This is a genomic window from Flavobacterium sp. (genome assembly GCF_047602195.1).
Taxonomy (GTDB): Bacteria; Bacteroidota; Bacteroidia; order Flavobacteriales; family Flavobacteriaceae; genus Flavobacterium.
The window spans coordinates 1,758,084-1,781,599 of record NZ_JASGHW010000004.1 but is presented as its reverse complement, the minus strand read 5'-3'; the positions used below and the strand labels follow the sequence as shown (position 1 = coordinate 1,781,599).

The 23,516-nt window shown below is 46.7% G+C and carries 26 protein-coding genes; 9 read left to right on the top strand and 17 right to left on the bottom strand.

Going from position 1 to position 23,516, the window contains the following annotated elements; all coding sequences use genetic code 11:
• The first annotated feature begins 108 nt into the window (after positions 1 to 108).
• Positions 109 to 456 (top strand): hypothetical protein, encoded by a 348-nt coding sequence (locus QM717_RS14105; RefSeq protein WP_415038330.1) that lies wholly within the window; start codon positions 109 to 111, stop codon positions 454 to 456.
• 86 nt (positions 457 to 542) lie between these two features.
• Entirely contained in the window at positions 543 to 1,007 is a 465-nt protein-coding gene (locus QM717_RS14100; protein ID WP_415038329.1) for a hypothetical protein, read from the top strand.
• A gap of 105 nt (positions 1,008 to 1,112) precedes the next feature.
• Here the strand turns inward: QM717_RS14100 and mazG are convergent, their stop codons facing one another.
• From mazG to def, 3 genes are all read right to left on the bottom strand, one after another.
• Positions 1,113 to 1,886, bottom strand: a complete 774-nt coding sequence (gene mazG, locus QM717_RS14095; RefSeq protein WP_415038327.1) for a nucleoside triphosphate pyrophosphohydrolase — start codon at positions 1,884 to 1,886, stop codon at positions 1,113 to 1,115.
• A gap of 81 nt (positions 1,887 to 1,967) precedes the next feature.
• A complete protein-coding gene (locus QM717_RS14090; RefSeq protein WP_415038325.1) occupies positions 1,968 to 2,396 on the bottom strand; it encodes a DUF5606 domain-containing protein in 429 nt (142 codons plus the stop codon).
• 54 nt (positions 2,397 to 2,450) lie between these two features.
• The gene (gene def, locus QM717_RS14085) at positions 2,451 to 3,041 is read right to left on the bottom strand and encodes a peptide deformylase (protein WP_415038324.1); all 591 of its coding nucleotides are present in this window, start codon (positions 3,039 to 3,041) and stop codon (positions 2,451 to 2,453) included.
• Between the two features lie 169 nt (positions 3,042 to 3,210).
• Between def and QM717_RS14080 the strand changes: the two genes are divergently transcribed.
• A complete protein-coding gene (locus QM717_RS14080; protein ID WP_415038322.1) occupies positions 3,211 to 4,875 on the top strand; it encodes an FUSC family membrane protein in 1,665 nt (554 codons plus the stop codon).
• On the top strand, positions 4,803 to 5,417 hold the full coding sequence (locus QM717_RS14075; RefSeq protein ID WP_415038320.1) for a hypothetical protein: 615 nt from the start codon (positions 4,803 to 4,805) through the stop codon (positions 5,415 to 5,417). Before QM717_RS14080 ends, QM717_RS14075 begins: the two co-directional genes overlap by 73 nt.
• Here QM717_RS14075 and ruvX read toward each other — a convergent pair.
• Both ruvX and QM717_RS14065 read right to left on the bottom strand, forming a co-directional pair.
• The gene (gene ruvX / locus QM717_RS14070) at positions 5,414 to 5,830 is read right to left on the bottom strand and encodes a Holliday junction resolvase RuvX (RefSeq protein ID WP_415038318.1); all 417 of its coding nucleotides are present in this window, start codon (positions 5,828 to 5,830) and stop codon (positions 5,414 to 5,416) included. The two genes, QM717_RS14075 and ruvX, sit on opposite strands and share 4 nt — an antisense overlap.
• A gap of 1 nt (position 5,831) precedes the next feature.
• Entirely contained in the window at positions 5,832 to 6,578 is a 747-nt protein-coding gene (locus QM717_RS14065; protein ID WP_415038316.1) for a class I SAM-dependent methyltransferase, read from the bottom strand.
• A 170-nt stretch (positions 6,579 to 6,748) separates the two neighbouring features.
• Between QM717_RS14065 and QM717_RS14060 the strand changes: the two genes are divergently transcribed.
• From QM717_RS14060 to QM717_RS14050, 3 genes are all read left to right on the top strand, one after another.
• Positions 6,749 to 7,135, top strand: coding sequence for a hypothetical protein (locus tag QM717_RS14060; RefSeq protein ID WP_415038314.1), 387 nt, complete (start codon positions 6,749 to 6,751; stop codon positions 7,133 to 7,135).
• A 109-nt stretch (positions 7,136 to 7,244) separates the two neighbouring features.
• Positions 7,245 to 8,060: a 2,3,4,5-tetrahydropyridine-2,6-dicarboxylate N-succinyltransferase gene (locus QM717_RS14055; protein WP_415038312.1), complete on the top strand. Its 816-nt coding sequence runs from the start codon at positions 7,245 to 7,247 to the stop codon at positions 8,058 to 8,060.
• A 151-nt stretch (positions 8,061 to 8,211) separates the two neighbouring features.
• The gene (locus QM717_RS14050; RefSeq protein WP_415038310.1) at positions 8,212 to 9,273 is read left to right on the top strand and encodes a glycosyltransferase family 9 protein; all 1,062 of its coding nucleotides are present in this window, start codon (positions 8,212 to 8,214) and stop codon (positions 9,271 to 9,273) included.
• Here the strand turns inward: QM717_RS14050 and QM717_RS14045 are convergent.
• Positions 9,270 to 10,082, bottom strand: coding sequence for a glycosyltransferase family 2 protein (locus QM717_RS14045; protein WP_415038308.1), 813 nt, complete (start codon positions 10,080 to 10,082; stop codon positions 9,270 to 9,272). The genes QM717_RS14050 and QM717_RS14045 overlap by 4 nt on opposite strands.
• 66 nt (positions 10,083 to 10,148) lie before the next feature.
• Here QM717_RS14045 and QM717_RS14040 point away from each other — a divergent pair, with 66 nt between their 5' ends.
• Positions 10,149 to 10,934, top strand: a complete 786-nt coding sequence (locus tag QM717_RS14040; protein WP_415038306.1) for a glycosyltransferase family 2 protein — start codon at positions 10,149 to 10,151, stop codon at positions 10,932 to 10,934.
• On the opposite strand, the gene QM717_RS14035 is transcribed toward QM717_RS14040, so the two are convergent.
• Positions 10,918 to 11,682: a lipopolysaccharide kinase InaA family protein gene (locus QM717_RS14035; protein WP_415038304.1), complete on the bottom strand. Its 765-nt coding sequence runs from the start codon at positions 11,680 to 11,682 to the stop codon at positions 10,918 to 10,920. The two genes, QM717_RS14040 and QM717_RS14035, sit on opposite strands and share 17 nt — an antisense overlap.
• 95 nt (positions 11,683 to 11,777) lie before the next feature.
• Between QM717_RS14035 and QM717_RS14030 the strand changes: the two genes are divergently transcribed.
• Positions 11,778 to 12,848, top strand: coding sequence for a glycosyltransferase family 4 protein (locus tag QM717_RS14030; RefSeq protein WP_415038303.1), 1,071 nt, complete (start codon positions 11,778 to 11,780; stop codon positions 12,846 to 12,848).
• 91 nt (positions 12,849 to 12,939) lie between these two features.
• Here QM717_RS14030 and QM717_RS14025 read toward each other — a convergent pair whose 3' ends face one another.
• The 10 genes from QM717_RS14025 to gmd form a co-directional block, all read right to left on the bottom strand.
• On the bottom strand, positions 12,940 to 13,803 hold the full coding sequence (locus QM717_RS14025; protein WP_415038301.1) for a hypothetical protein: 864 nt from the start codon (positions 13,801 to 13,803) through the stop codon (positions 12,940 to 12,942).
• 3 nt (positions 13,804 to 13,806) lie between these two features.
• A complete protein-coding gene (locus QM717_RS14020; protein ID WP_415038299.1) occupies positions 13,807 to 14,628 on the bottom strand; it encodes a glycosyltransferase family 2 protein in 822 nt (273 codons plus the stop codon).
• A gap of 11 nt (positions 14,629 to 14,639) precedes the next feature.
• A complete protein-coding gene (locus QM717_RS14015; RefSeq protein ID WP_415038297.1) occupies positions 14,640 to 15,443 on the bottom strand; it encodes a hypothetical protein in 804 nt (267 codons plus the stop codon).
• Between the two features lie 120 nt (positions 15,444 to 15,563).
• A complete protein-coding gene (locus tag QM717_RS14010) occupies positions 15,564 to 17,000 on the bottom strand; it encodes an MBOAT family O-acyltransferase (RefSeq protein ID WP_415038295.1) in 1,437 nt (478 codons plus the stop codon).
• A 9-nt stretch (positions 17,001 to 17,009) separates the two neighbouring features.
• Positions 17,010 to 17,969 (bottom strand): hypothetical protein, encoded by a 960-nt coding sequence (locus QM717_RS14005; RefSeq protein ID WP_415038293.1) that lies wholly within the window; start codon positions 17,967 to 17,969, stop codon positions 17,010 to 17,012.
• A 12-nt stretch (positions 17,970 to 17,981) separates the two neighbouring features.
• Entirely contained in the window at positions 17,982 to 19,421 is a 1,440-nt protein-coding gene (locus QM717_RS14000; RefSeq protein ID WP_415038291.1) for an MBOAT family O-acyltransferase, read from the bottom strand.
• 101 nt (positions 19,422 to 19,522) lie between these two features.
• Entirely contained in the window at positions 19,523 to 20,668 is a 1,146-nt protein-coding gene (locus QM717_RS13995; RefSeq protein ID WP_415038289.1) for a glycosyltransferase, read from the bottom strand.
• Positions 20,668 to 21,489 carry a glycosyltransferase family 2 protein gene (locus QM717_RS13990; protein WP_415038288.1) on the bottom strand — a complete coding sequence of 274 codons (822 nt, stop codon included), beginning with the start codon at positions 21,487 to 21,489 and terminating at the stop codon, positions 20,668 to 20,670. Before QM717_RS13990 ends, QM717_RS13995 begins: the two co-directional genes overlap by 1 nt.
• 5 nt (positions 21,490 to 21,494) lie before the next feature.
• Positions 21,495 to 22,421, bottom strand: a complete 927-nt coding sequence (locus tag QM717_RS13985) for a GDP-L-fucose synthase family protein (protein ID WP_415038286.1) — start codon at positions 22,419 to 22,421, stop codon at positions 21,495 to 21,497.
• Positions 22,422 to 22,425: 4 nt separating this feature from the next.
• Entirely contained in the window at positions 22,426 to 23,514 is a 1,089-nt protein-coding gene (gene gmd, locus QM717_RS13980; protein ID WP_415038284.1) for a GDP-mannose 4,6-dehydratase, read from the bottom strand.
• Positions 23,515 to 23,516: the final 2 nt, after the last annotated feature.

Here is a 23,516-nt window from a genome sequence, read left to right as displayed (position 1 = left end):
AAATAGTATTGGCCACGAATGCGCGAATTAAACTTAAAAATTCGTGAATTCGTGGCTTTTTTATGCAATCTGGTTGGCCAATCCCATTATTTCTGCTATTTTTGGCACATGGGGAAAATCAAACACATCTTATTGATTTTGTTGCTGTTTGCCGGCTTGTCTTTCGCTTTTGGTGAAAAACAACTGGCCGAAACGCCTCCCATTGCCGAACAACCCGTTTCGGAATTCTCCCAAGAAGGCTTGCATGCCTTGGCTTTCATCCAACCTGAGTCGACACAGCACCTCGTATCGAATGCCAAACCGTTTGCATTTTCGGTAGCCAAACTCGCGGCTTTCCTCAGCATCGATTTTTGTGTTTCAGGACAAAAAACAATCCGAAAAAACTTCTTTTTACAGGACATCAACCGATGCGAAACCGTGTCGTTGCTGCTCTTTCCCTATCATTTCTTTTGGTGATTTGACGCCTTGAATTTCCAGAAAATTTTCATGCGGGCTGTCTTTGACAGTTCCGACTTTGCATTCATTCATTAAAAAAATAGATTATGGATACTTCCGTAACCCTCATCGGTCTTGCCATTACGGTACTGATCGCCATCCCGTTGTACAAGGTTTTTCGTTCGAACAGCCTCAACAAGAAAAAAATTAACGAACTCCTGGCACAGCATCCGCAGTTCCATTTCGGGCAAACCGAAACGCTCAACAAAAAATTCTATGCGCTCGACCAAAAGAACAAAGGGTTCTTTTTTATCGACTTCAATTTCAAACCCGAGCACACGGCTTTCGTCGACCTCAATACCGTCAGCAGTTGCCGTTTGGTTCCGACCACGGAAAACTTTTCGGGCGATACCTTAAAATTGGAACTCGAATTCCTGCACAAAAATTCCGATAAGGATTTTGTCGCGGTCTACAACATCGAACACGACCAGATTACACAGGTTTGCCTGCACGAAGACCAGGAAATGGCCAAGAAATGGCAGAAAAATATTATCCTTACGCTTGCCACGTAATTGTTTTTTATTAGTTCGGAATGAGGTCCAGTATTGGGCCTCTTTCTTTTTATGGCCACGAACACACAAATTTTTAAATCAGATTCGTGAATTCGTAGCTATCTATTAAAGCTTCTTTGCTTCGTTCCAATAGACATCCATTTCAGCCAAAGTCATCTCGGACAAAGGCTTGCCGAGTTCTGCCGATTTGCTTTCGAGGTACTGGAAGCGTTTGATGAATTTCTTGTTCGTGCGTTCGAGCGCGTCTTCGGGATTTACGTTGAGGAAACGCGCATAATTGATCATCGAAAACAGCACGTCGCCAAACTCGCCCTCGATTTTATCCTGGTTCGCGCTTTTGACTTCTTCCTGCAATTCGCCCAATTCTTCCTGCAACTTGTCCCAAACCTGATGCGGTTCTTCCCAATCAAAACCGACGCCTTTGACTTTGTCCTGAATTCTTGAAGCTTTGACCAACGCGGGCAGGCTTTTCGGCACGCCTTCCAAAACCGATTTCTTGCCTTCCTTGAGCTTGAGTTTCTCCCAATTGCGTTTGACTTCTTCCTCGTCCTCCACCTTTACATCACCATAAATGTGCGGATGACGGTGGATCAGCTTCTCGCAGATTTCATGGCACACATCGGCCATGTCAAAATCGCCGGTCTCGCTGCCGATCTTGGCGTAAAAAACGATGTGCAGCAACAAATCGCCGAGCTCTTTCTTGACTTCGTTCAAATCGTTGTCGAGAATCGCATCGCCGAGTTCATAGGTTTCTTCGATCGTCAAATGGCGCAGGCTCTGCATCGTCTGTTTTTTGTCCCAAGGGCATTGCGCACGCAGGTCGTCCATAATGTTGAGCAAGCGTTCGAAAGCCTGGAGTTGGAGTGGTCTGGAATTCATTGTAAATAGGTTTGCATAAAAATAAGAAATCCTGCCGCGAAACAAATCAAGGCAGGATTGTATTTATCAGTAGTTTTCAACTTACTCGGCCGGTTCGGTAGTTGCGGCTTCTTTTTTGGCTGGCGCTTCTTTCGAAACCAAGCCTTTGGCCTGTAGAATGTTGTACCAGTTCAATACCTTTTTGATATCAGACGGATACACGCGGTCTTTGTCGTAATCCGGGAGAATCTCAGAAAAATAATCCATCAATTTGGCATTGTCTTCCTTGTGTGACAAAGCAGGACCATTGTCTTCCTTGATGGCGATGTTGCGCATGACTTCGGCCAGCGGTTTTTCTTCGGAATTGGTGTACATCGAAATCTCCGACAACAAACTCACGTTGCTTCTCAGGCCCACCGTAATTTTCTTGCCATCGATTAAAGATTCGGCCACAAAGCCCGAACGCGTTTGGATTTTGAGTGCATACAAACCCGGTTTTCCGGAAATCGCTAATATTTTTTCTAAGTTCATTTTAATAACAATTTTATTTTTTTCTTGGTTCTTGGTTCTTTGCTCCTGGTGTTCTTATCTTCCTTTTTTGGGAGCGGCAAATTTCATCTTGTAGTCCGGACGCGCCTTGCCTTCCATGATGTTTTGCAGTTTCTTTTTGATGAGTTGCTTTTTGAGCGTCGAGATCTTGTCGGTAAACAAAATCCCTTCGATGTGGTCGTATTCGTGTTGGATCACGCGCGCGATCAATCCGTCGAAAACATCGGTGTGCTTGTTGAAGTCCTCATCATAGTATTCGATCGTGATTTTCTCATGTCGGTAGACATCCTCACGCACTTCCGGAATACTCAGGCAACCTTCGTTAAAGCCCCACTCCTCGCCTTCTTCCTTGAGCATTTGGGCATTGATAAAGGTTTTGCGGAAGCTTTTGAGCTCGGTTTGTTCTTCGCTGGACAAATCGTCGTCCTCGCCAAAAGGTTTGGTGTCGATCACAAAAAGTCGAATGCCCAATCCGACCTGCGGTGCCGCAAGCCCAACGCCATACGCATTGTACATGGTTTCGTACATGTCGGCGATGATTTGCTTCAGGTGTGGATAATCTTGCGAAATGGGCTCGCAAACCTTTCTGAGCACGGGATCGCCGTATCCTACAATTGGTAAAATCATTCTTTAATGGTATTTGAATACGAATGTGGTTGGCAAAAATAGTGAAAAAATAGACATTGGTTTAGCCGATGTTAAGAATTGGCAAATTTTTACAATTTTATCTTAATTCGACCGGGTTTGCTGCCGATTTCTTAACACATTGCGTAACTTTGCCGGCAACACTTTCCCAATGATTGACCGCGTCCGAAAATTTACCGACAGCACCCATTTTACCAATGCGGTCAAAGTAACCCTTGCGTCCGTCATACCCGCCGTGGCATTGTCGCAGTTCGGTCACTTCGAGATGGGTTTTACGATTGCCCTTGGCGCTTTCCTGACCTATCCGAGCGATATTCCGAGCAACCTCAAACACAAAATCAACGGCGTACTCGTGGCGGCTTTGATCGTGGCGGGCTGCAATCTATTGGTCAACGTATTGCATCCTTTCCCATGGATTTTGTATCCGGTTATTGCGTTGACGGTATTTTTCCTGTGCATGATTTCGGTCTATGGCCACCGTGCGAACATGGTGTCGTTTTCGGGATTGCTTGCCATTTCGTTGGCTTTTGGACACCTGCACACCGGAATGGACATGCTCATCAATTCGGGATTGATGTTATTAGGTGGGCTATTTTATTTATTGATTTCCTTCATTTTTCATATCCTACGCCCTTACCGTTACGTAGAATTGCAGATTTCGGAATGCATCCGATTGACCTCCAAATACCTCAAGTTGCGCGGCGATTTGTGGAATGCCGATGCCAACCGCGCCAAGATCATCGAAAAGCAACTGCACTTGCAGGTCGAACTCAACGTGATCCATGAAAACATCCGCGAAATCCTGATCCGCAACCGTCCCGATTCTGGAAGTTCGAACCAGAACCGCAAGATGCTGCTCGTGTTTATATCTTTGGTTGAAATTATGGAACTCGCGTTGTCGACTTCGTTTGACCATTCCAAACTGCACCAGAAATTCGACGCGCATCCGAAAGTGCTCGCGACCTACCAAAACCTGGCCTACAACCTCGCCGCGACTTTAAAGCAATTGTCGAAAAGCATCGAAAAACACCAGAAATACGTCTCTAAACATTTTTTGTTCAAGGACCTTGGGCAACTCCAGACAGTCATCCGTGATTATGAAACTGCAACTGCCGATGCCGACGGCGTCTGGATGCTGACCAACATGCTGCACTATGCCGAAAAACAGGTCGAGAAAATTTCGGTCGTCGAGCGCGCGTTTATGCTCGCCGTGAGTTCGCAGGATTTCAAGGGGCGCGACAAGGACTTGGAAAAATTCCTTGTGCCGTTGTATTATCCGTGGAGCACATTCCGCGAGAATTTGAGTTTTTCCTCCACCTATTTCCGGCACGCCCTGCGGATGACGATCACGATATTGGTTGGATTTCTCATCGGTGTTCTTTTCCCGTTGCAAAACGTCTATTGGATTTTGCTCACGATCGTGGTCATCATGCGTCCGGGTTACGGGCTTACCAAAGAGCGGTCCTGGCACCGCATTTTCGGGACCATTTTGGGCGGACTCATTGCCTTTGCGCTTTTAACCGTCGTACACAATCCGGTTTTGATTGGTGCCTTTGCCGTGATTGCGATGGTTCTGGGTTTTACCTTTACGGCAATCAATTACAAGATCGGGGCGACATTCGTGACCATTTATGTAGTCTTTATTTACGGATTGCTGACGCCCAATATCGAAGATGTGATCCAATTCCGTATTGTCGATACTTTGGTAGGCGCAGCCTTGTCGTTCTTGGCGAGCTATTTCTTGTGGCCATCCTGGAATTTCTCAATGCGCCGGTCCACCTCAAGAAATCGATCGAGGCCAACCGCAATTACCTGAGCGAAATCTCGCGTTTCTACAACGAGAAAGGCGCCGTTACGACCACTTACCGTTTGGCGCGCAAAAATGCCTTTATCGAAATCGGGAATTTGATGTCGTCGTTCCAACGCATGTCTCAGGAGCCGCGGTCAAAGCAGAGACAATTGCCGCAATTGTACAAACTCGTGGTACTCAACCATACCTTATTATCATCATCGGCTTCGTTGGGCACTTACATCCAATCGCACAAGACCACTTCGGCATCGGAAGCCTTTAATGTGGTGGTAGGCGCCGTGATCCGAAACTTGAACCAAGCCGAAGCCATACTCGAAGGAGCAACACCGCAAAATGAAGACGGCACACCCAAAGAGGAAGTCGCGCTGCGGTTTACCGAACTCAAAAACATCCGCGAAAAGGAATTGCGCGAGGCGCACCGGTACGATGCCGAAGCCTTGGAACTCAAGATGCAGGAAGCGCAACTCGTCATCGAACAGTTGGTTTGGCTCAACAATTTGTCGGAAAACATCGTCAGTACGGCTGTCCGTTTCACGAAAATGGCCTAGATCATTTTGCGCGTGAGGTAATCCTGCAACATGATCGTCGCGGCGATTTCGTCGATGAGTGCTTTGTTTTGGCGTTGTTTCTTTTTGAGCCCACCGTCGATCATCGATTGGAAAGCCAGTTTGGAAGTAAATCTTTCGTCTACGCGAACGACGGGCATTTCAGGAAAAGTTTGCTTGAATTTTTCGACAAAAACGGCAATGATTTCGGCACTTTGCGACAATTCGTTGTTCATTTGCCGCGGTTCGCCAATCAGTACCTTTGCTACATTTTCTTTTTTGAAATAATCCGTCAGGAACGAAATGGCGGTTTCCGACGGGATGGTCGTCAATCCCGAAGCGATAATCTGCAATTCGTCGGTGATGGCAATCCCGGTGCGTTTTTGTCCGTAATCGATGGCAAGAATTCTGGGCATTTTATGGCTGTTTGTTTTTTAAGGTTCCGACGCGCAGCAACAACGGAAAAGCCACACGCTTGTCGCTGTTTTCCCAAGACTGCTTCAAATCGTCCCGGATCAATTGCACGGGATCGTTCCCCATTTTGTTTTTATACGATTGCGTGGCCGACCAGGTATGAAGGTAACCGACCAGTTGGTCAAAAGTCCAGTTGAATTCATTGGTGAATTTGCACGTTTCCAATTCATTAAACGGGAACGGGATGGTTTCATACTTTTGGTCAATGTATTGGCGTTCCGCATCCCAATACGGCCCAACGATATGGTGGTAATAATCCATCAGGATGGCATCAGAATCAGGATTGGTGCTGAACAATCCATAGCCCAAAACGGCGAAAACCCCATCGGGCTTTAAAATCCGGTAGACTTCTTGGTAAAATGCATCAAACTTAAACCAATGTACGGCTTGTGCGACGGTGATCAAATCGAATTGTCGGTCAGCAAAATCGGTACGCTCGGCCGCTTCGACCTTATAAACGACATTACTAGCGGGAATCGCCTTTTGGAGTTGGCTTTGACTGATGTCTGTGGCGTAAACCATTTGAAAATAAGCCGATAGTTTATTGGCTACCTGACCGTTTCCCGTGGCCACATCAAGCGCCACAACTTTAGTTTTTGCGAAAGAAGCCACATGCGCGATCATTTCATCCGGATAATGCGGACGAAATTGGGCGTAAGCCGACGATTGGATCGAAAAATGGTCTTTCATGACACAAAGATACCTATTTTACAGGCTTTAAAAGCGAAAAAAGAATGCAATTGTTAAACGTAAATTCTTACAAAATGCACCAACTAATGCATTTTATCGATGAAAATTGCATAAAAATTATACTACTTCAAAATTAATTGCGTTATTAGCAGAACCAAATCAGGCATATAATGAGCGTTAAGCAACTGCTTCCGACACTTTTTATTCTTTTTTCATTGACGCTTTCTGCACAGAACAGGACTTTTGTGTTCAGCGAGTACCAAACCCGCAATGAAAAACAGCAATGGGGCAACACCCAACGCGTGGGCTCGCAGCTCGCCAAATTCACGCCCACCCAAATCAGTGTCAAGGCCGATAAGGATTACCACCTCAACATCGTTTCCAAAACCGATTTGCCCGACAACGGCGCTATTTATTTGTGCCAGGACGAAAAGTCGAATCCGGTAACGGTCATGCTCATCGACAACATCAAGATGTACATCTACAGCACCACCAAACGCTTCATGATCAATTTTGACATGTTCGCGGGCCAAAGCTATATGGCCGACACCGATTAAGCAAGAATTTCGACGCTATATAAAACACCGCCTTTCCTAAAGCATTCGCCTTTGAGAAAGGTTTTTATTTTTGATAAATTGCGGTTATCTTTGCTAAAAATCACATACCATGAACCACCTCCGCGCGACCATCGAAGAAGCTTGGGAAAACCGCAGCTTATTACAACAACCTGAAACCATTGCTGCCATCCGCAAGGCCGTATCGTTGCTAGACGAAGGCGTTTTGCGCGTAGCCGAACCCACACTCGACGGCTGGCAGATCAACGAATGGGTCAAGAAAGCCGTCGTGCTTTATTTCCCGATCCAAAAGATGGAAACGTTCGAAGTGGGCATTTTCGAATACCACGATAAAATTCCACTCAAAAGAGGTTATGCCGAAAAAGGCATCCGTGTGGTGCCGCATGCCGTGGCGCGTCACGGGGCTTATATTTCCAAAGGCGTGATCCTGATGCCGAGCTACGTAAACATCGGCGCGTATGTAGACGAAGGCACGATGGTCGATACCTGGGCTACCGTAGGAAGCTGCGCACAGATTGGCAAGAACGTGCATTTGAGTGGCGGCGTCGGAATCGGTGGCGTGCTCGAGCCGTTGCAGGCCGCGCCCGTAATCATCGAAGACGGAGCGTTTATCGGGTCGCGCTGCATTGTCGTCGAAGGCGTGCGCGTGGAAACCGAAGCCGTGCTTGGTGCCAATGTGTGCTTGACCGCTTCTACCAAAATCATTGACGTGACTGGCGACCAACCGGTCGAAATGAAAGGCGTGGTTCCGGCGCGTTCGGTCGTGATTCCGGGCAGCTACACCAAGAAATTTGCGGCCGGCGAATACCAAGTGCCTTGTGCGCTGATCATCGGCAAGCGCAAACCATCGACCGATTTGAAGACGAGCCTTAACGACGCTTTACGCGAATACGACGTGGCGGTTTAATTTTAGTTCGCGGTTGCGTGAGCGATTGCAGCGGCATCCTTTTGCTGCCATAGCGTAGCGAAGGCCGTAAAAGATAGAGCGGAAAGCGCGACCCGCAGGGACACGCCCAACACGAGGCTGAAAGCCGAACTGAGCGAAGCTAAAAATCCAAATGAAGAAAATCCTTGTCATCCAACAAAAAATGATCGGCGATGTGCTCGCCTCGAGCATCATTTGCAACAATTTGCGGCGAATGTTTCCGGGTGCGCAGATCGATTACCTTGTGTATCCGTTTACAAAACCGGTGATTGAAAACAACCCGAATATTGACCATATTGTTTTGTTTGATGAGGCTTCGCGCAAAAGCAAAAGTGCGTTTTTGAAATTCCTGCTGTCAATCCGCAAGGAAAAATACGACATGGTCGTGGATGCGTACGGCAAGACCGAAAGCAATCTCGTGGTGGCATTTTCGGGGGCGAATACGAAAATCGGTTTTCGGAAATCGTACACCAACTTTTTGTACACCAAAACGGTGGAAGAAATTTCCAAACCGTTGACCAATGCGGGTTTGGCACTCGAGAACCGCATCAATTTGATCCGGCATTTGCTGCCCAACTTTGATTTTGACATCAAGCCGCGCATTTTCCTGACGGATTCGGAAATGGAAAACGGGCGCCAAATCCTCGACTCCAACGGCATCGACCGCAGCCAAAAAATCTATATGATTGGTGTGCTCGGCAGCGGTGAAAACAAGACCTATCCGTTTGCTTACATGGCAAAAGTGCTTGATTTCATTGTCGAAAAAACCCATGCGGTGCTGCTGTTCAATTACATGCCGTCGCAAATCAAGGAAGCCCGCGCGATTTTTGATCTGTGCCAACCCGAGACACAGCAACACATCAAGATTGACGTAGTTCCGGGCAGCATCCGCGAATTTTTGTCGATCACGCACCATTGCGATGCGCTGATCGGTAACGAAGGCGGCGCGGTCAATATGGCCAAGGCGATCGATATTCCGACCTTTACGGTGTTTTCGACCTGGATCAAGAAAGAGGCGTGGAATTCTTTTGAGGATGGAAACAAACACGTTTCGGTACATTTGAAGGATTTTAAACCGGAATTGTACGGGAACAAATCACCCAAGGACATGAAAGATGCGGCGATGGAACTGTACCAAAATTATACGCCGGACCTGATTCTGCCGACCCTGGCCGACTACCTTCAAAAAAATTAATTGGAATCGATGCCGATGGGCGTGCGCACAACTTTGTTTTTGCGCGTGTTTTCGCGGATGGCAAAATTCTTTTTCCACGTGGCTTCGTTGACATAACCACGTGCGTGATCGAGGTGCACAACGATCGCGCTGTAACGGATCTGTTTCGACTTCAACCCTTTATTGAACAGGCGTTCGCCGAGTTCACGGTCCTGTCCGCCGTATTGCATTTCCTGGTTGAACCCGTTGATGAAAACGAGGTCTTCTTTCCATCCCGAGGCGTTGTGGCCGTTCCAGGTGGGCTTGGTCGGCGTGATGAAGTTGAGCAGTTTGGCAAACCAGCCCGTCGCGCTGAGTTTGGAATTCTTGAACGATTTCTTGAGCCCGTGGTCGAGCAGCCATTGCAGGTCGAAGCAATTCTGGTTCAGGATGTCTTCTTTGGTAATGGCCTTGGAAATGTCCATCGGCAGCATGAAATAGCCGCCTGAAAGGAAATAACCTTTTTCGCGGTGCTCGAGATGCGTCGCCACAAAGTCCTTTCGCGGGATGCAATCGCCATCGGTAAACACCAGATAATCGGTGGTCGAAGCCATGATGGCCTTGTTTAAGATCTGTGATTTCTGGAAACCGTTGTCTTCCTGCCACACATGGATCAGTGGCATGCCGATTTTCGGACGCAGCGCATCGAGCAGTTCTTTGGTCTTGGGTTTGGAACCGTCGTCGGCGATGATGATTTCGAAATCTGTTTCGGTCTGTACGCTCAATCCCCAGATTACTTTTTCAAGCCATTCCTCGGAATTGTAAGTGCTCGCGATAACAGAAATTTTCATAAAATTTTGGTTTTAGCCTTTGCAAAAATAGTAAATAAATTATATTTGTTGAATATTTGCTATTGAATGAAATTAACCCCCAATAATAAAATCTCCGTTCTGATTATTACGTTGAATGAAGAGGCTCACATGAAGGAACTTTTAAGTGACCTCGATTTTGCAGATGAAGTTATTGTGGTGGATTCGTTCAGTAAAGATCGCACCAAAGAAATCTCGCTTTCGTTCCCGAATGTCAAATTTATAGAGCATCCGTTTGAGAATTATACCGCTCAACGCAATTTTGCCATTGACCAGGCGCGCAACGAATGGATTTTGTTTATCGACGCCGATGAACGCCTGACGCCCGAACTCAAGGCAGAAATCCTCGAAACGATCGAAAAAGACGAAAACATCAGCGCGTATCTGTTTTACCGCAAGTTCTTTTTCAAACGACGCGTGTTGCATTTCAGCGGTTGGCAGACCGACAAGATTTTCCGATTGTTCCGCAAGAACAAGGCGCGTTACACGAGCGAACGCCTCGTTCATGAAAAGATGACCGTGGACGGCAACGTCGGGAAATTCAAGAACAAACTGATCCATTTCTCCTATACCGATTACGATTCGTACAAACAGAAGATGATCAATTACGGGAAGTTCAAGGCACTCGAGGCGCATGCCAAAGGCGTGAACCCGAATTTCTACCATTTGTACCTGCACCCTACCTATACATTCCTGTACCAGTTCATCGTAAGGCTTGGTTTTCTCGATGGAAAAAAAGGCGTGATTATTTGCTACCTCAATGCGTTAAGCGTAGCGATGCGTTACCGCGAACTCAAGAAAATGCTCGCACAGGGAATTACTTCCAAAATTTAAGCGCTTTCTTCATTTTCTTTTTTTGGTGGAATTTGACCTGGAATTCATTGGTGTAAAACCACATCTTTTCAAAAATAGCTTCCGCTGATTTGAGCGGATACAATTTGGCGTATTCTTCACTCATTACTTGTACCATTTCCTTTTTGGGTGTGAGCCTAGAGAGGTTTTTCATGCGCTGGTCGAAATCCATCTCGCTGTGGAATCCCATGCGATTGAGGTCGACGAGAAAAAAATCATAATGACCAGCCGCCACCTTACGGATCAACGTATTTCCGGGCGAATGATCCAAAAACTCGATGCCTTTTTCGTGCAATTTGAAACAGAAATGGATGAATTGACGCAGAATCGTGTCATGTTCAGGATAATCGGGAATCTCGACGAGTTCGCGATAAGTCAAGTCCGAGACCAGGTGTTCGCTGATGTAAAAACTTTTTTCGAGTCCGAGCCATGTAAAGTTTTCCGCAAATGCGATGGGCTGCGGCGTCCCGATGCCGTTCTCGAGCAAAATATTACCGAATTCGAACGAGCGGCGCGCCTTCGATTTCCTGAAGAATTTATAGGCCACACTATTGATGAGATTCGGAACTTTAAACGATTTGATGTTGACCGTCGTGCCATCCAATTCAAAAAGCTTGATCTTATTGCGTTTCCCATTCCCGAACAAAGTCCCGGTAGTGTTGAAATGGTCAATAAACTGCTTTAAATCTGATTGGTATTTGGAAAAATTAGGATGGAAATGTAGTTGCATCAAGTTGAGTTATTGTGACAAAAGTAGGTATTGCTTTTTATTTTTCCAATTTAAGCCCTATTTTTACTCCAATTTGACAGCAGATACCGCAATTTATGGCCAAAAAAGTGTTTCTTGAAACGCACAACCTCAAAAACCGCGCGGGCGGACTCGGGACGTTCAACTATGAACTCATCAAAGGGTTCTCGCAGCTCGATTTTCCCGACCTCGAATTGATCCTGAACCTGCAAGATCCGGCCACGCTGCAGGCAGAATTCGGCAACAAATTCCAATACCACCAATACAACAGCCTGTCGCGCCATAAATTGTTCCGCAACCGCGGCAAATATGATCTTTGGCATTCGGTCAACCAGAATACGAAAGTCGAACCGGCCAAGGTTTCGAAATATGTACTGACCGTGCACGATGTCAATTTCGTCGAGGAGGTTTCATCTGACATGAACCACAAGACCAATAAATTGTTCCTCGAGAAATTGCAGCGTGCCCATGCCATTACGTACATTTCGGAGTTTGCCAAAAAGCAGACGCACCAATACTTTAACGTACCGAACGTTCCAGAATATGTGATCCACAACGGCAACCCGATTTCAACCTTGCGCGACATTTCCGCTTTCAAGGCGCCGGTCCCGACCGACAAGCCTTTCCTCTACGCGATCGGGGATTTCCTCGAGCGCAAGAATTTCCTGTCGCTCGTCCAGATGATGCCGCTGCTCCCCGATTACAATTTGATCCTCTCGGGCAGCAACGACAAACCCTATGGCATCAAAATCCGTGATTTTATCGCGCAGCACAACCTGCAAGACCAGGTGTTCTTGACCGGAAAAGTCGATGATACGGCCAAACAGTTTTATATGGCCAATTGTACCGCTTTCGTGTTTCCGTCCATCCGCGAAGGTTTCGGATTGCCTCCGATCGAGGCGATGGCGTTCGGCAAACCGGTTTTTTTATCCAACAAGACTTCGTTGCCTGAAATTGGTGGTGAGCACGCCTACTATTGGAATCAATTCGAGCCCGAATACATGAAAACGGAATTGGAAAAAGGACTCCAGCATTTCCACGCGAACCAATCCGAAATGGAAGCGCATATGAAAAAAAGAGCCGCGAGTTTCGATTGGAAAACTGCGGCTGCTCATTATTTGGATGTTTATCGGGAAATTTTGAAATAGATTTTCAGATTATCAGATTTTCGGATTACCAGATGAACTACGAAGAATAATCTGACTTTCTAAAAATCTGACAATCTGATAATCCGATAATCTACTTAAAAAGAAACTTAAACCATTGCCCAAAGTTCTTCTTCCAGATGTAAAACGACGACGGCAGTAACTTCGACCCGTCAAAATTCTTCGTGATTTCGTCAATGGTATTGCCTTCTACAAAGTCGAGCTCGTTCCACTTTTCGGGCTGGATGTAGAAAAATCCGCGCATCGACTGGTAATTGCTTTTGTTGACCGTGCGCCATTTTTCCATGAACGCATCGACATCGACTTCGTTGTTGTGGCCCCAGTTTCTGAGTTTGAAATCGATTTCCTGTTCGGTACGCGCCAAGGATTCGTGCCACAATACATTGTTGGTGTAGATGATGCGTTGGCGTGTATTGCGTGCCACACGGTAATTCGGATAGGTCGTTGCCATGATGCCGCGCGTAGGTACTTTGACGTACAACATGCCGCCATCGGTGTATTTGAACATGTTGATCAGGAAACAGGCAAACTGTACTTTATTTTTTTCAGGATTGTCAAGCAGGTGGTCGTACTTTCGCAAATCCTTGACAAAGTTTTTGAAATCGAGAAAATATTCGTCACTATCCACTTGGATCAGCCAATTGCCGATGCCCATCTTGAGCGACAGCATGTGGCGTTCGCGGTTGTCGTTTTCAATGGCCGACATCGTGGGCACATAGAAATCGTCCTTGTAAATGGTGATCTTGTTGTCCACATCGATTTGCTTGAGCCAATCGTAAAACGCAGGATCGACCTCAAATGTCGCACCCGACCAGGTACGCAAGTCTTTATCAACGGCGATGAAAATCTCATCGGCTTCCTTGTAAACCGGCGGAATCGAGTTCTTGAGCTTGATGTAATCGTAAGACAGTAAAAAACCGACCTGTATTTTTTTCATAATCTATCTTTTTAATTTGGGCAGAAACAACATCACAAAGTTGAGAAAACCTTTGGTCATTTTCCAAGCGAAAGGAAATTTTTCGATGTGAAAAACCTGACGCACGCGTTTCGAGTTGAGTTTGCTGAGCACTTTGTAATCCTCGGCGAATTGCGGAAAGAACTTGTGGATCGATTTCATGCGTTCTTCCTCGTGCAACTTTTCGTATTTCGGGGTCGATGAAATCCCCGTGAAATCATAAATCGCAATCACCAGATCGATGTGTTTGTAAGGCACGCCGATTTTACAGATGGTGTAAATGAAAAATTCGCCATCCGAGTAAATCTTGTAGTCCTCGTTGTAGAAGAAATGGTCATGGAACAACTGGCGCTTGATAAACGTCGCCTGATGACACAAGGCATTGGTGTAAAAATACCCAAAAGACAATTGGTCCGGGTAATTCTTTCTTCTTTCCGAATGCGGTTTCTTGACGATGATGTCGCCATAGAAAATCCCGTAATCGCCCGTCATCAAAGCCGTTGCCTCTTTGAGTACATCGTTGTTGTAAAATACATCGCCGCTGTTCATGAAAATCACGAACTCGCCCGTTGCCGCACGGATTCCTTTGTTCATCGCGTTGTAAACGCCCGTATCGGGTTCGCTCAACGCAAAGTCGATTCGGTCGGCGTATTGCACCATGACTTCCTTTCCGCCATCGGTGCTGTTGCCGTCGATGACCAGGAATTCAAAATCCTTAAACGACTGGGCAATGACGCTTTGGATGGTTTTCTCCAAACCTTCCTTGTCGTTGTAGTTGATGGTGATAATCGATATTTTCTTGCTCACAATGTTTTATTTTAAGGCTTCAAATCTGCGTGCAACAAATCCCGAATCAGCATTTGCGTACGGATTTGGACACCTTTATGGTTGAGATGGTACGGCGTGTCGTACATCAAATCATTTGAAAATCTGTATTGCGCTGCATTCCCGATGACCCGAAACTCATTTTCATAATAACTTTTACTGACGGCGGTAATCAATTCTTCTGCGTTGTCATACGACGCATCCTGCAAAGCCGGAAATGAAACGAGCAGCTTGGCACCTCTGGCCTTCAACTGTTGTTCGAAATCCTTTAAATGCGCCATGACATTTTCGTTGACCTCGGGCAATGATTTTCCATAAGTCACGGTATTGTGCACCGAATCGAAACGCGTCACCCAATCGCCGTATTGGTTAAATGTTTCCTTTAGATTCAACACTTTGCCTTTCGGCTTTTTGTATTCCGAACGGTTAAATTTAGTAAAAGCATATTTAGGAACGAATCCCGTAATGTTTTTTATTTGACGCCAATTCAAATCCGCCAATCCCGCGACGCGCAAATCGCAAACGGCCAACAACAGTTCTTTGTCGCCATAGGCAAAATTGCCTTCAAACTGCGCATATTCAGGAACGACCAATACGACATCGCCTTTTTGGATGTGCGGCAAGGCGTGGTCGAGGTGGAAAATCAACCCCATTCCGGCATGCAGGCCCATATTGATGGGATTCAGGTGCAACGAATCCTTGATTTTCTGTGAATCGAGACTCATGCTCAAGTTCGAACCGCCAATCATAACCAATCTTGGCGATGGCACATTTTCGAGCAACGAATCTTTGGCCAATTGTTCGAAACAACATCGAATTCTTGGCCCTCGGCGTCACCGGCAGATACAACAAAACCACCACCAAAACAATCGGTATCAGTAAGAACAAGGAAAGCTGTTTGAGAAAATCTTTCATGATTAAAACTGGAAATAAATGAATTGTTGGTTGGCGCCCGTAAATTTAAAGATCAGGAAAATGATGGCATAATAAAAAATCCAGCGCAGGGGTTTGGGCCAATTGAGTCCGAGTTTGGCCAAGGCGTATTTCTGTTCGCGTCCGAGCCATTCGACAACCATAAACCCGACCATGAGCCAAACGATCTCGTTGCGGATGTTTTGCGGTTTGGAAAACACCGAAGTCGAAAAGATTTCGCCGATGAAATGAAAGGCCGCGGTCATGCTTTCGGCGCGGAAGAAAATCCATGCGAAAGTCGACAGCGCAAACGTGATGATGATGCTCGTGAATTCTTTGAGGGTCGGAAACAAACGACCTTGCGCTACGGTTTCCAAATTGTTCCGGTTCGTACGGAAAATGATCGACGGCATGATGAACAGCGCGTTGAGGAAACCCCAAACGATGAACGTCCAATTGGCCCCATGCCAAAATCCGCTGACCAGAAAAATGATGAACGTATTGCGCACGCGCATCCAATTGCCGCCCTTGCTGCCGCCAAGCGGAATGTACAAATAATCGCGGAACCAAGTCGAGAGTGAAATGTGCCAACGGCGCCAAAACTCGGCGATGTCGCGTGAAAAATACGGATAGGAAAAGTTCCTGAGCAAATCGATCCCGAACAAACGCGCGGTTCCAAGCGCTATATCCGAATAGCCCGAGAAATCGCCGTAGATCTGGAACGCAAAGAAAATCGCGCCCACAATGTGCGTGCTTCCCGAATAATCGGCAGACTGGTTGAACACCATATTGGCATATTCGGCGCAGTTGTCGGCGATGACCACCTTCTTGAACAACCCCCATAAAATCTGGCGCAGGCCATCGACCGCATTTTCTTTGTTGAATATGCGCTTTTGTTGGATTTGCGGCAAAAGGTGCGTCGCCCGTTCAATCGGGCCGGCCACGAGCAGCGGGAAGAAACTCACAAACACCGAATAGTCGACAAAGTTGCGTTCGGGCTTGATGCGTTCCTTGTAAATATCGATCACATAAGACAATCCGTGAAACGTATAAAATGAAATCCCGACGGGCAGAATCACCTGCAACGTCCAGAAATCGGCATGAATCCCGATTGCGGACAACGAATCGGCCAACGATTGCGCAAAAAAGTTGTAGTATTTGAAAACGCCCAGAAAACCGAGGTTGATCCCGACACTGAGCCAAAACCAGAATTTCTTCATCCCGGCCGATTTGGCATCGTGCATTTTCAATCCGGTGACATAGTCGAGAACGGTCGAAAAAACGAGCAGGAACAGGAAACGCCAATCCCAGCACGCATAGAAATAATAACTCGAAACGAGCAGCAAAAAGTTCTGCAGCTTTAGATTTTTGTTCATCACAAACCAGTACAGCACGAAAACGACCGGCAGGAAAAGGGCAAAATCCAAGGAGTTAAACAGCATAGGTAATCTTTATTGGGCTTGTGTTTTTAAAAGTCCGTCCTTTTGCATTTGTTTTTTTACATCTTCATACAGACGCGTCGAACGCAAATCGACCCCTACTTTGTTCAAATGGTAGGGCGTATCGAAAATGAGGTTCTGGTCCATCGCGTATCTTTCGGGCGTGCCGAGAATCGTCAAATTTGGGATGGTGTGCAATGCCTTATCGACTTCCTTGATCTGCTTGAGACAATTGTCATAGGAAGCACGCTGGAATGGCGGATACGACAGATAAAAAGTCGCACCTTTGGCCTTGACGATCTTGTTGAATTCGGAAATCGCGGCAATCAATTCCTTGTTGAACTCGCCGCCGTCAATGTTCTTAAAAATCGGGATTTCATGCTCGAACGTCTTGCCGTAATGCAACACCGCATCGCCATATTTGTTGAAGGCATCCTTCGAATAGAAATCGTTTTTGGTCAACGCGAAATACTGGTTCGGCAGGAATTTAGAAATCGAATATTTGGGAACGAAACCATACATTTTCTTGAACTGTTCCCAACGCAGATTGAGCAGCAAACGCGGCGAAGACGTATCGAAAGCCGCGCGCAAAAGCTCCTCGCCTCCATAGGCGAAATTGCCGTAAAACTGATGGTACTCGGGTGCCATGACCACAATATCGCCAGCCTTGATGCGGTCGGCGGCGTCATCCATCATGTAAAAAGCGCCGAGTCCACCGTGGATTCCCGTATTGATCGGGTTCATGTGCAACGAGTCGACAAAAATCTGGCTGTTGAGTCCGAGGCTCATGCTCGACCCAGCAATAAAAATGATGCGCGGCTTGGCTACATTGTCGAGCAATGAATCTTTGGTAAACTTCGACATGAGCAACGATTGCCTTGCCTTTGGTGTGGCCGGCAGAAACAATCCGAGGATGAAAACCGCCATCGGGATGCTCAAAAATAAAAAGGTCTTTCTCAGGAAAAGCTTCATGGAGGTTATCTTTTAAAACTGGAAATAAATAAACTGTACGTCATTGACAGGCTTGAACCAGAAAATGGCAAACACAATCGCGAGATAGAACGACAAACGCAGCGGTTTCGGCCAATTCATTCCGAAACGTTCCAGTGCGTATTTGTGTTCGCGTCCGATCCACTCGATGGCAAAGAAAATCACGAGCAACCACACGAGGTAATTCTGGATGCCTTGCGGTTTGGTGAACAGCGACGGCGAAAACAATTCTGCCATGTAGGTGAATGCATGGTGCATGTCGGTCGCGCGGAAAATGATAAAGGCAAAAACGGTCAAACTGAACGTAGCGAGGATGTGGTAGAGTTCCTTCAACGTTGGGAACATGCGGCCCTGTGCCACGGTTTCGAGGTTATTGCGGTTCGTGTTGAAAATAATCGAAGGCATGATGTACAACGCGTTGAGGAATCCCCAAATCACGTAAGTCCAGGCCGCGCCGTGCCAAAATCCGCTCACGACGAAAATGATGAACGTATTGCGGACTTTCATCCAAGTGCCACCCTTGCTGCCGCCCAACGGAATGTAGAGGTAATCGCGGAACCAGCTCGAGAGCGAAATGTGCCATCTTCTCCAATATTCGGCGGTGTCGCGCGAGAAAAACGGATAGGCAAAATTGCGCAGCAACTCGACCCCGAACAACCTGGCGGTTCCCAAAGCGATATCCGAATAACCCGAAAAGTCGCCGTAAATCTGGAACGTAAAATAAATGACCCCGAGCAAATGCGTGCTGCCCGAAAAATCACCCGAATTGCTGAACACCATGTTCGCATATTCGGCGCAGTTGTCGGCAATGACGATTTTCTTGAACAATCCCCACAAAATCTGGCGCAAACCATCGATGGCCTGGGTGTAATTGAACTGTCTTTTGGTCTGGATCTGCGGCAAGAGGTGCGTCGCCCTTTCGATCGGACCGGCCACGAGCAGCGGAAAGAAACTCACAAACACCGAATAGTCGATGAAATTGCGTTCGGGCTTGATCTTGTCCTTGTAAATATCGATCACATACGACAAGCCGTGGAACGTGTAAAACGAAATCCCGACCGGAAGGATGATCTGCAACGTCCAGAAATGCGCCTCGAAGCCCATGCCGTGCAAGGCATCCGACATCGATTCGACAAAGAAATTGTAGTATTTGAACACACCCAAAAACCCGAGGTTGACGCCCACACTGAGCCAGAACCAGAATTTCTTCATGCCTTTGGTTTTCGCCTCAAACATCTTGATTCCAGTAGAATAATCGAGTACGGTCGAGAAAATCAACAGGAAAAGGAAACGCCAATCCCAGCAAGCGTAGAAGAAATAACTCGCCACGAGCAACAGGATGTTTTGGAGTTTTAAGTTCCCTTTGGCCGCAAACCAATACAAAAAGAACACGATTGGCAGGAAAATGAGGAAATCTACAGAATTAAAAAGCATATAATCTATCTATTTTTTGAAGCGACTGAACTTATTTTGTGCGGTTTGCAGCGCGCAAAAATAAGAAAAAATACTACAGGAGTTTGTATTTGATCGAGGTTTTAACCTTCGAAAGCAGCGTCGAGTTTGCGGTAATTTTCAGCCAGGTCGAAATTAGAGCCGAAAAACGCCCGGGCTTTTTGGGAATGCTGTTGCCAAAACCCGGGATTGGTATTCAGTTGGTTGATCCAATCGGCAAATGTTTTGGCCTCATCGGTCACCAGACAACCATTGTCGGTTTTGGCAGAAAGTCCGTCCACGCCGCGTGTGTTACAAACTACCGGAATGCCGAAAGAGAGGGCTTCGACCACTTTGATCTTCACGCCCGACCCCGAAAGCATCGGACAGATTGCAATTTTGGCATCGGCGTAAAAGACATTCAAATCTTCGACGAATTCGTGTTTGGCCACATTCGGATAATCGCCAATGGCTTGCGAGATTTTGCCAATCACGGCAATTTTCAAATCTTTGGACAGCAACGGATAAACATGGTCAAAAAACCATTGGGCCGATTGGGCATTGTGCACATTGTTACTGGCGACATAAATCAAATCCCATTTCGGACTGGCTGAAAGTTGGTCGAAATGATTGGGCATCACAAACGGAATCGTGCGCACTTTGGATTTGGAAAATTGTCCAAAAACAAAGGCTTCATCGGGTGAAATCGCCCAGGTTTCATCGAATAAATCAAGTCGTTCGATTTCAGTTCCGAAAAATTTACCGACTTCGTAACCCTTTTCATTCTTGAATTGGACGGTGGCAAAATCGTGTGTGTCGATGATGGTTTTGGCTTGGCCGACGAGCGGATTGTCTTTGATCAATTCTGCCCAGCCAACATAGGAAATAATGATAAAATCGTAGGTTTTCTGTCTTAAAATCTCGTCGAATTCCTTTCTGAAATTGAACGTCACAAAATTCATCACGCGGCTGCTTTGGTAAAACAGCGACGGAATTTTGGACGAAAACAAATACGAAATCGGATTCGTTCTCTTGGGTTTGCGGTGGATCAACATCGCTTTATTGACCCAACCGGTTTGCTCTAAATCGGTCAAATCTTGTTGCTGAAAATCCTTGTATTGCGGCCCGACGAAATCGACCTCAAAGCCTTTGTGCTTGAAATACTTTAGCAATTCAATGACACGCGTCTTGTTGCCGCTGTCCTTTTTGAGCGGGTTTTCGGGGAAGAACAACAGGATTTTCTGGCTCATTATTTTTTCATCTTGGGTAAAAACAACATTAGGAAATTCGAAAAACCTTTGAGCAGTTTCCACGCGAATTTGTGTTTCTTGATGTACAAAATATTGCGCACGCGTTTCGAGTTGAGCTCGTCCATGATCGCGTAATCGTCGATAAACATCGGGAAATATTTCTCCATGACGATGGTGCGTTCGGCCAGTTTCTGCGCTTCCGATTCGGGACGCGATGAAATGCCAGTAAAATCATAATACGACACGATCACGTCCAAATGCTGGTAGGAAATGTTCTTTTGGCAGATCGTATAAACCAGGAATTCCCAGTCCGAGACGATCTTCAAATCTTCGTTGTAATAGAAATGCTCGTTGAACAAACTTCTTCTGAGGAAACTCGTCTGGTGGCACACGCAATTGTAAGTGAAGAAATGGAACGACAATTTATCTGGATACGTAATGACCGTTTCCTTTTGCGGTTCCTTGAAAATGACGTTGCCGTAGTAATAATCTTTCGTGCCGTCGATCTGGCTTTGGACTTTCTCCAGCGTCGTGTCTTCGTAGAGATAATCGCCCGCATTGAGGAAAAACAGGTACTCGCCCGTCGCGGCCTTGATGCCTTTGTTCATCGCGTTGTAAATCCCTTTGTCGGGTTCGCTGACCCAATGCGTGATTTTGTCGGCGAATTGCCCGATGACTTCCTTGCTGCCGTCTTTGCTGCCGCCGTCGATGACGATGTACTCAAAATCCTGCCACGTTTGGCGCAGCAAACTCTCGATGGTTTGCGTCAAGCCTTTGGCGTCGTTGTAGTTGACCGTAATGATGGAAATCTTCTTGCCCACGAAATTTATACGTTGATGAATTTTTCTTCGTACACTTTGGCGATGCCTTCGGCGAGTTCTATCGAGTGCTTCCAGCCGAGGCCGTTGAGTTTGGTCGTATCGGTGAGTTTGCGCGGCGTACCGTCGGGTTTGGTCGTGTCGAATACAATCTCGCCTTCAAATCCGATGATGTCCTTGATCAGATAGGCCAAATCCTTGATCGATATTTCCTTACCGGTGCCGATGTTGACAAAACCTTTGTCGTTGTAGTTGAGCATCAAATACACACACGCATTGGCCATATCCGAAGCATGCAAAAATTCGCGCAATGGCGTTCCGCTGCCCCAAACATTGACTTCATGGTCACCATTGACTTTCGCTTCGTGGAATTTGCGCAAGAGCGCCGGCAACACGTGCGAATTCTGCAGATCGTAGTTGTCGTTGAGTCCGTACAAATTGGTCGGCATCACCGAAATGAAATTGCAGCCGTATTGGTCGCGGTACGCGTCGCACATCTTGATGCCCGAAATCTTCGCAATTGCATACGGTTCGTTCGTTTCCTCTAGTACACCGGTCAACAGGTAATCTTCGCGCAAAGGCTGTGGCGCGAGTTTCGGATAGATACAGGTCGAGCCCAAAAAGAGCAATTTCTTGACGCCATTCTTGTAACTTTCATGGATCACGTTGCTTTGGATCATGATGTTTTCGTAAAGAAAATCGGCGCGATAGGTATTATTGGCCACAATACCGCCGACTTTTGCCGCGGCAAGAAACACATATTCGGGTTTCTCGGAGGCGAAAAATTCCGAAACGGCGCGTTGGTCAATGAGATTCAGTTCGGAAGAAGTGCGCGTCACGATGTTCGTAAAACCTCGGTTTTCAAGGTCCCGGACAATCGCACTGCCCACCATTCCGCGGTGTCCTGCGACAAATATTTTTGAATTCAGTTCCATTCTTTTATTTGTAATTTTTGAGGTGGAGTTCTTTTTTGAAGATGTCCACATCGGCTGCCATCATTTCCTTGACGAGCATATCGAGCGTGTATTTCGGCTCCCAGCCCAGTTTGGTTTTGGCTTTGGTTGGATCCCCGATGAGCAAATCCACTTCGGTCGGACGGAAATACGCTGGGTCGATTTGAACAACCACCTGCCCGATTTTAAATTTGTATTCTGGGTTTGAACTCGAAACGACAGTCGCCTTTTCATCGACGCCTTCGCCTTTGAAATCGAGTTCCACACCTACTTCGCGGAACGCCATTCTAATGAAATCACGAACCGTAGTCGTTACGCCAGTTGCGATTACGAAATCTTCCGGCGTGTCTTGCTGCAAAATGCGCCACATCGCTTCGACGTAATCTTTAGCGTGCCCCCAGTCGCGTTGCGAATCGATGTTCCCCATGTACAAGGTGTCGGCCATACCGAGCGCCATCTGTGCCACGCCACGTGTAATCTTACGCGTCACAAACGTTTCGCCACGACGCGGACTTTCGTGGTTGAACAAAATCCCGTTGCAGGCAAACATATCGTAAGCTTCGCGGTAGTTCACGGTAATCCAATAAGCGTACATTTTGGCCACTGCATAAGGCGAACGCGGGTAAAACGGCGTCGTTTCTTTCTGCGGTACTTCCTGTACCAAACCGTACAATTCGGAAGTCGATGCCTGGTAGATTTTGGTTTTCTTGGTCAAGCCGAGAAGTCTTACGGCGTCGAGAATACGCAACGTCCCGATTCCGTCGGCGTTGGCGGTATATTCCGGTACATCAAAACTCACTTTGACGTGGCTCATCGCACCGAGGTTGTAGATTTCATCGGGCTGGGTTTCCTGGATGATGCGGATCAGGTTCGTCGAGTCGCTCAAATCGCCATAATGCAATTTGAAATGCGGATGTTCTACATGCGGATCTTCATAAATATGGTCGATGCGCTGCGTGTTGAACAACGAACTTCTTCTTTTGATGCCGTGCACCATATAGCCTTTTTCCAATAACAATTCGGCCAAATAAGCGCCATCCTGTCCAGTAATTCCCGTTACTAAAGCTGTTTTCATGT

What these genes read in the sequence shown, in the direction of transcription:
- QM717_RS14105 (WP_415038330.1), top strand. Translation starts at nt 109, where the DNA reads ATGGGGAAAATCAAACACATCTTATTGATTTTGTTGCTGTTTGCCGGC.
- QM717_RS14100 (WP_415038329.1), top strand. Translation starts at nt 543, where the DNA reads ATGGATACTTCCGTAACCCTCATCGGTCTTGCCATTACGGTACTGATC.
- mazG (WP_415038327.1), bottom strand. Translation starts at nt 1,886, where the DNA reads ATGAATTCCAGACCACTCCAACTCCAGGCTTTCGAACGCTTGCTCAAC.
- QM717_RS14090 (WP_415038325.1), bottom strand. Translation starts at nt 2,396, where the DNA reads ATGAACTTAGAAAAAATATTAGCGATTTCCGGAAAACCGGGTTTGTAT.
- def (WP_415038324.1), bottom strand. Translation starts at nt 3,041, where the DNA reads ATGATTTTACCAATTGTAGGATACGGCGATCCCGTGCTCAGAAAGGTT.
- QM717_RS14080 (WP_415038322.1), top strand. Translation starts at nt 3,211, where the DNA reads ATGATTGACCGCGTCCGAAAATTTACCGACAGCACCCATTTTACCAAT.
- ruvX (WP_415038318.1), bottom strand. Translation starts at nt 5,830, where the DNA reads ATGCCCAGAATTCTTGCCATCGATTACGGACAAAAACGCACCGGGATT.
- QM717_RS14065 (WP_415038316.1), bottom strand. Translation starts at nt 6,578, where the DNA reads ATGAAAGACCATTTTTCGATCCAATCGTCGGCTTACGCCCAATTTCGT.
- QM717_RS14060 (WP_415038314.1), top strand. Translation starts at nt 6,749, where the DNA reads ATGAGCGTTAAGCAACTGCTTCCGACACTTTTTATTCTTTTTTCATTG.
- QM717_RS14055 (WP_415038312.1), top strand. Translation starts at nt 7,245, where the DNA reads ATGAACCACCTCCGCGCGACCATCGAAGAAGCTTGGGAAAACCGCAGC.
- QM717_RS14050 (WP_415038310.1), top strand. Translation starts at nt 8,212, where the DNA reads ATGAAGAAAATCCTTGTCATCCAACAAAAAATGATCGGCGATGTGCTC.
- QM717_RS14045 (WP_415038308.1), bottom strand. Translation starts at nt 10,082, where the DNA reads ATGAAAATTTCTGTTATCGCGAGCACTTACAATTCCGAGGAATGGCTT.
- QM717_RS14040 (WP_415038306.1), top strand. Translation starts at nt 10,149, where the DNA reads ATGAAATTAACCCCCAATAATAAAATCTCCGTTCTGATTATTACGTTG.
- QM717_RS14035 (WP_415038304.1), bottom strand. Translation starts at nt 11,682, where the DNA reads ATGCAACTACATTTCCATCCTAATTTTTCCAAATACCAATCAGATTTA.
- QM717_RS14030 (WP_415038303.1), top strand. Translation starts at nt 11,778, where the DNA reads ATGGCCAAAAAAGTGTTTCTTGAAACGCACAACCTCAAAAACCGCGCG.
- QM717_RS14025 (WP_415038301.1), bottom strand. Translation starts at nt 13,803, where the DNA reads ATGAAAAAAATACAGGTCGGTTTTTTACTGTCTTACGATTACATCAAG.
- QM717_RS14010 (WP_415038295.1), bottom strand. Translation starts at nt 17,000, where the DNA reads ATGCTGTTTAACTCCTTGGATTTTGCCCTTTTCCTGCCGGTCGTTTTC.
- QM717_RS14005 (WP_415038293.1), bottom strand. Translation starts at nt 17,969, where the DNA reads ATGAAGCTTTTCCTGAGAAAGACCTTTTTATTTTTGAGCATCCCGATG.
- QM717_RS14000 (WP_415038291.1), bottom strand. Translation starts at nt 19,421, where the DNA reads ATGCTTTTTAATTCTGTAGATTTCCTCATTTTCCTGCCAATCGTGTTC.
- QM717_RS13995 (WP_415038289.1), bottom strand. Translation starts at nt 20,668, where the DNA reads ATGAGCCAGAAAATCCTGTTGTTCTTCCCCGAAAACCCGCTCAAAAAG.
- QM717_RS13985 (WP_415038286.1), bottom strand. Translation starts at nt 22,421, where the DNA reads ATGGAACTGAATTCAAAAATATTTGTCGCAGGACACCGCGGAATGGTG.
- gmd (WP_415038284.1), bottom strand. Translation starts at nt 23,514, where the DNA reads ATGAAAACAGCTTTAGTAACGGGAATTACTGGACAGGATGGCGCTTAT.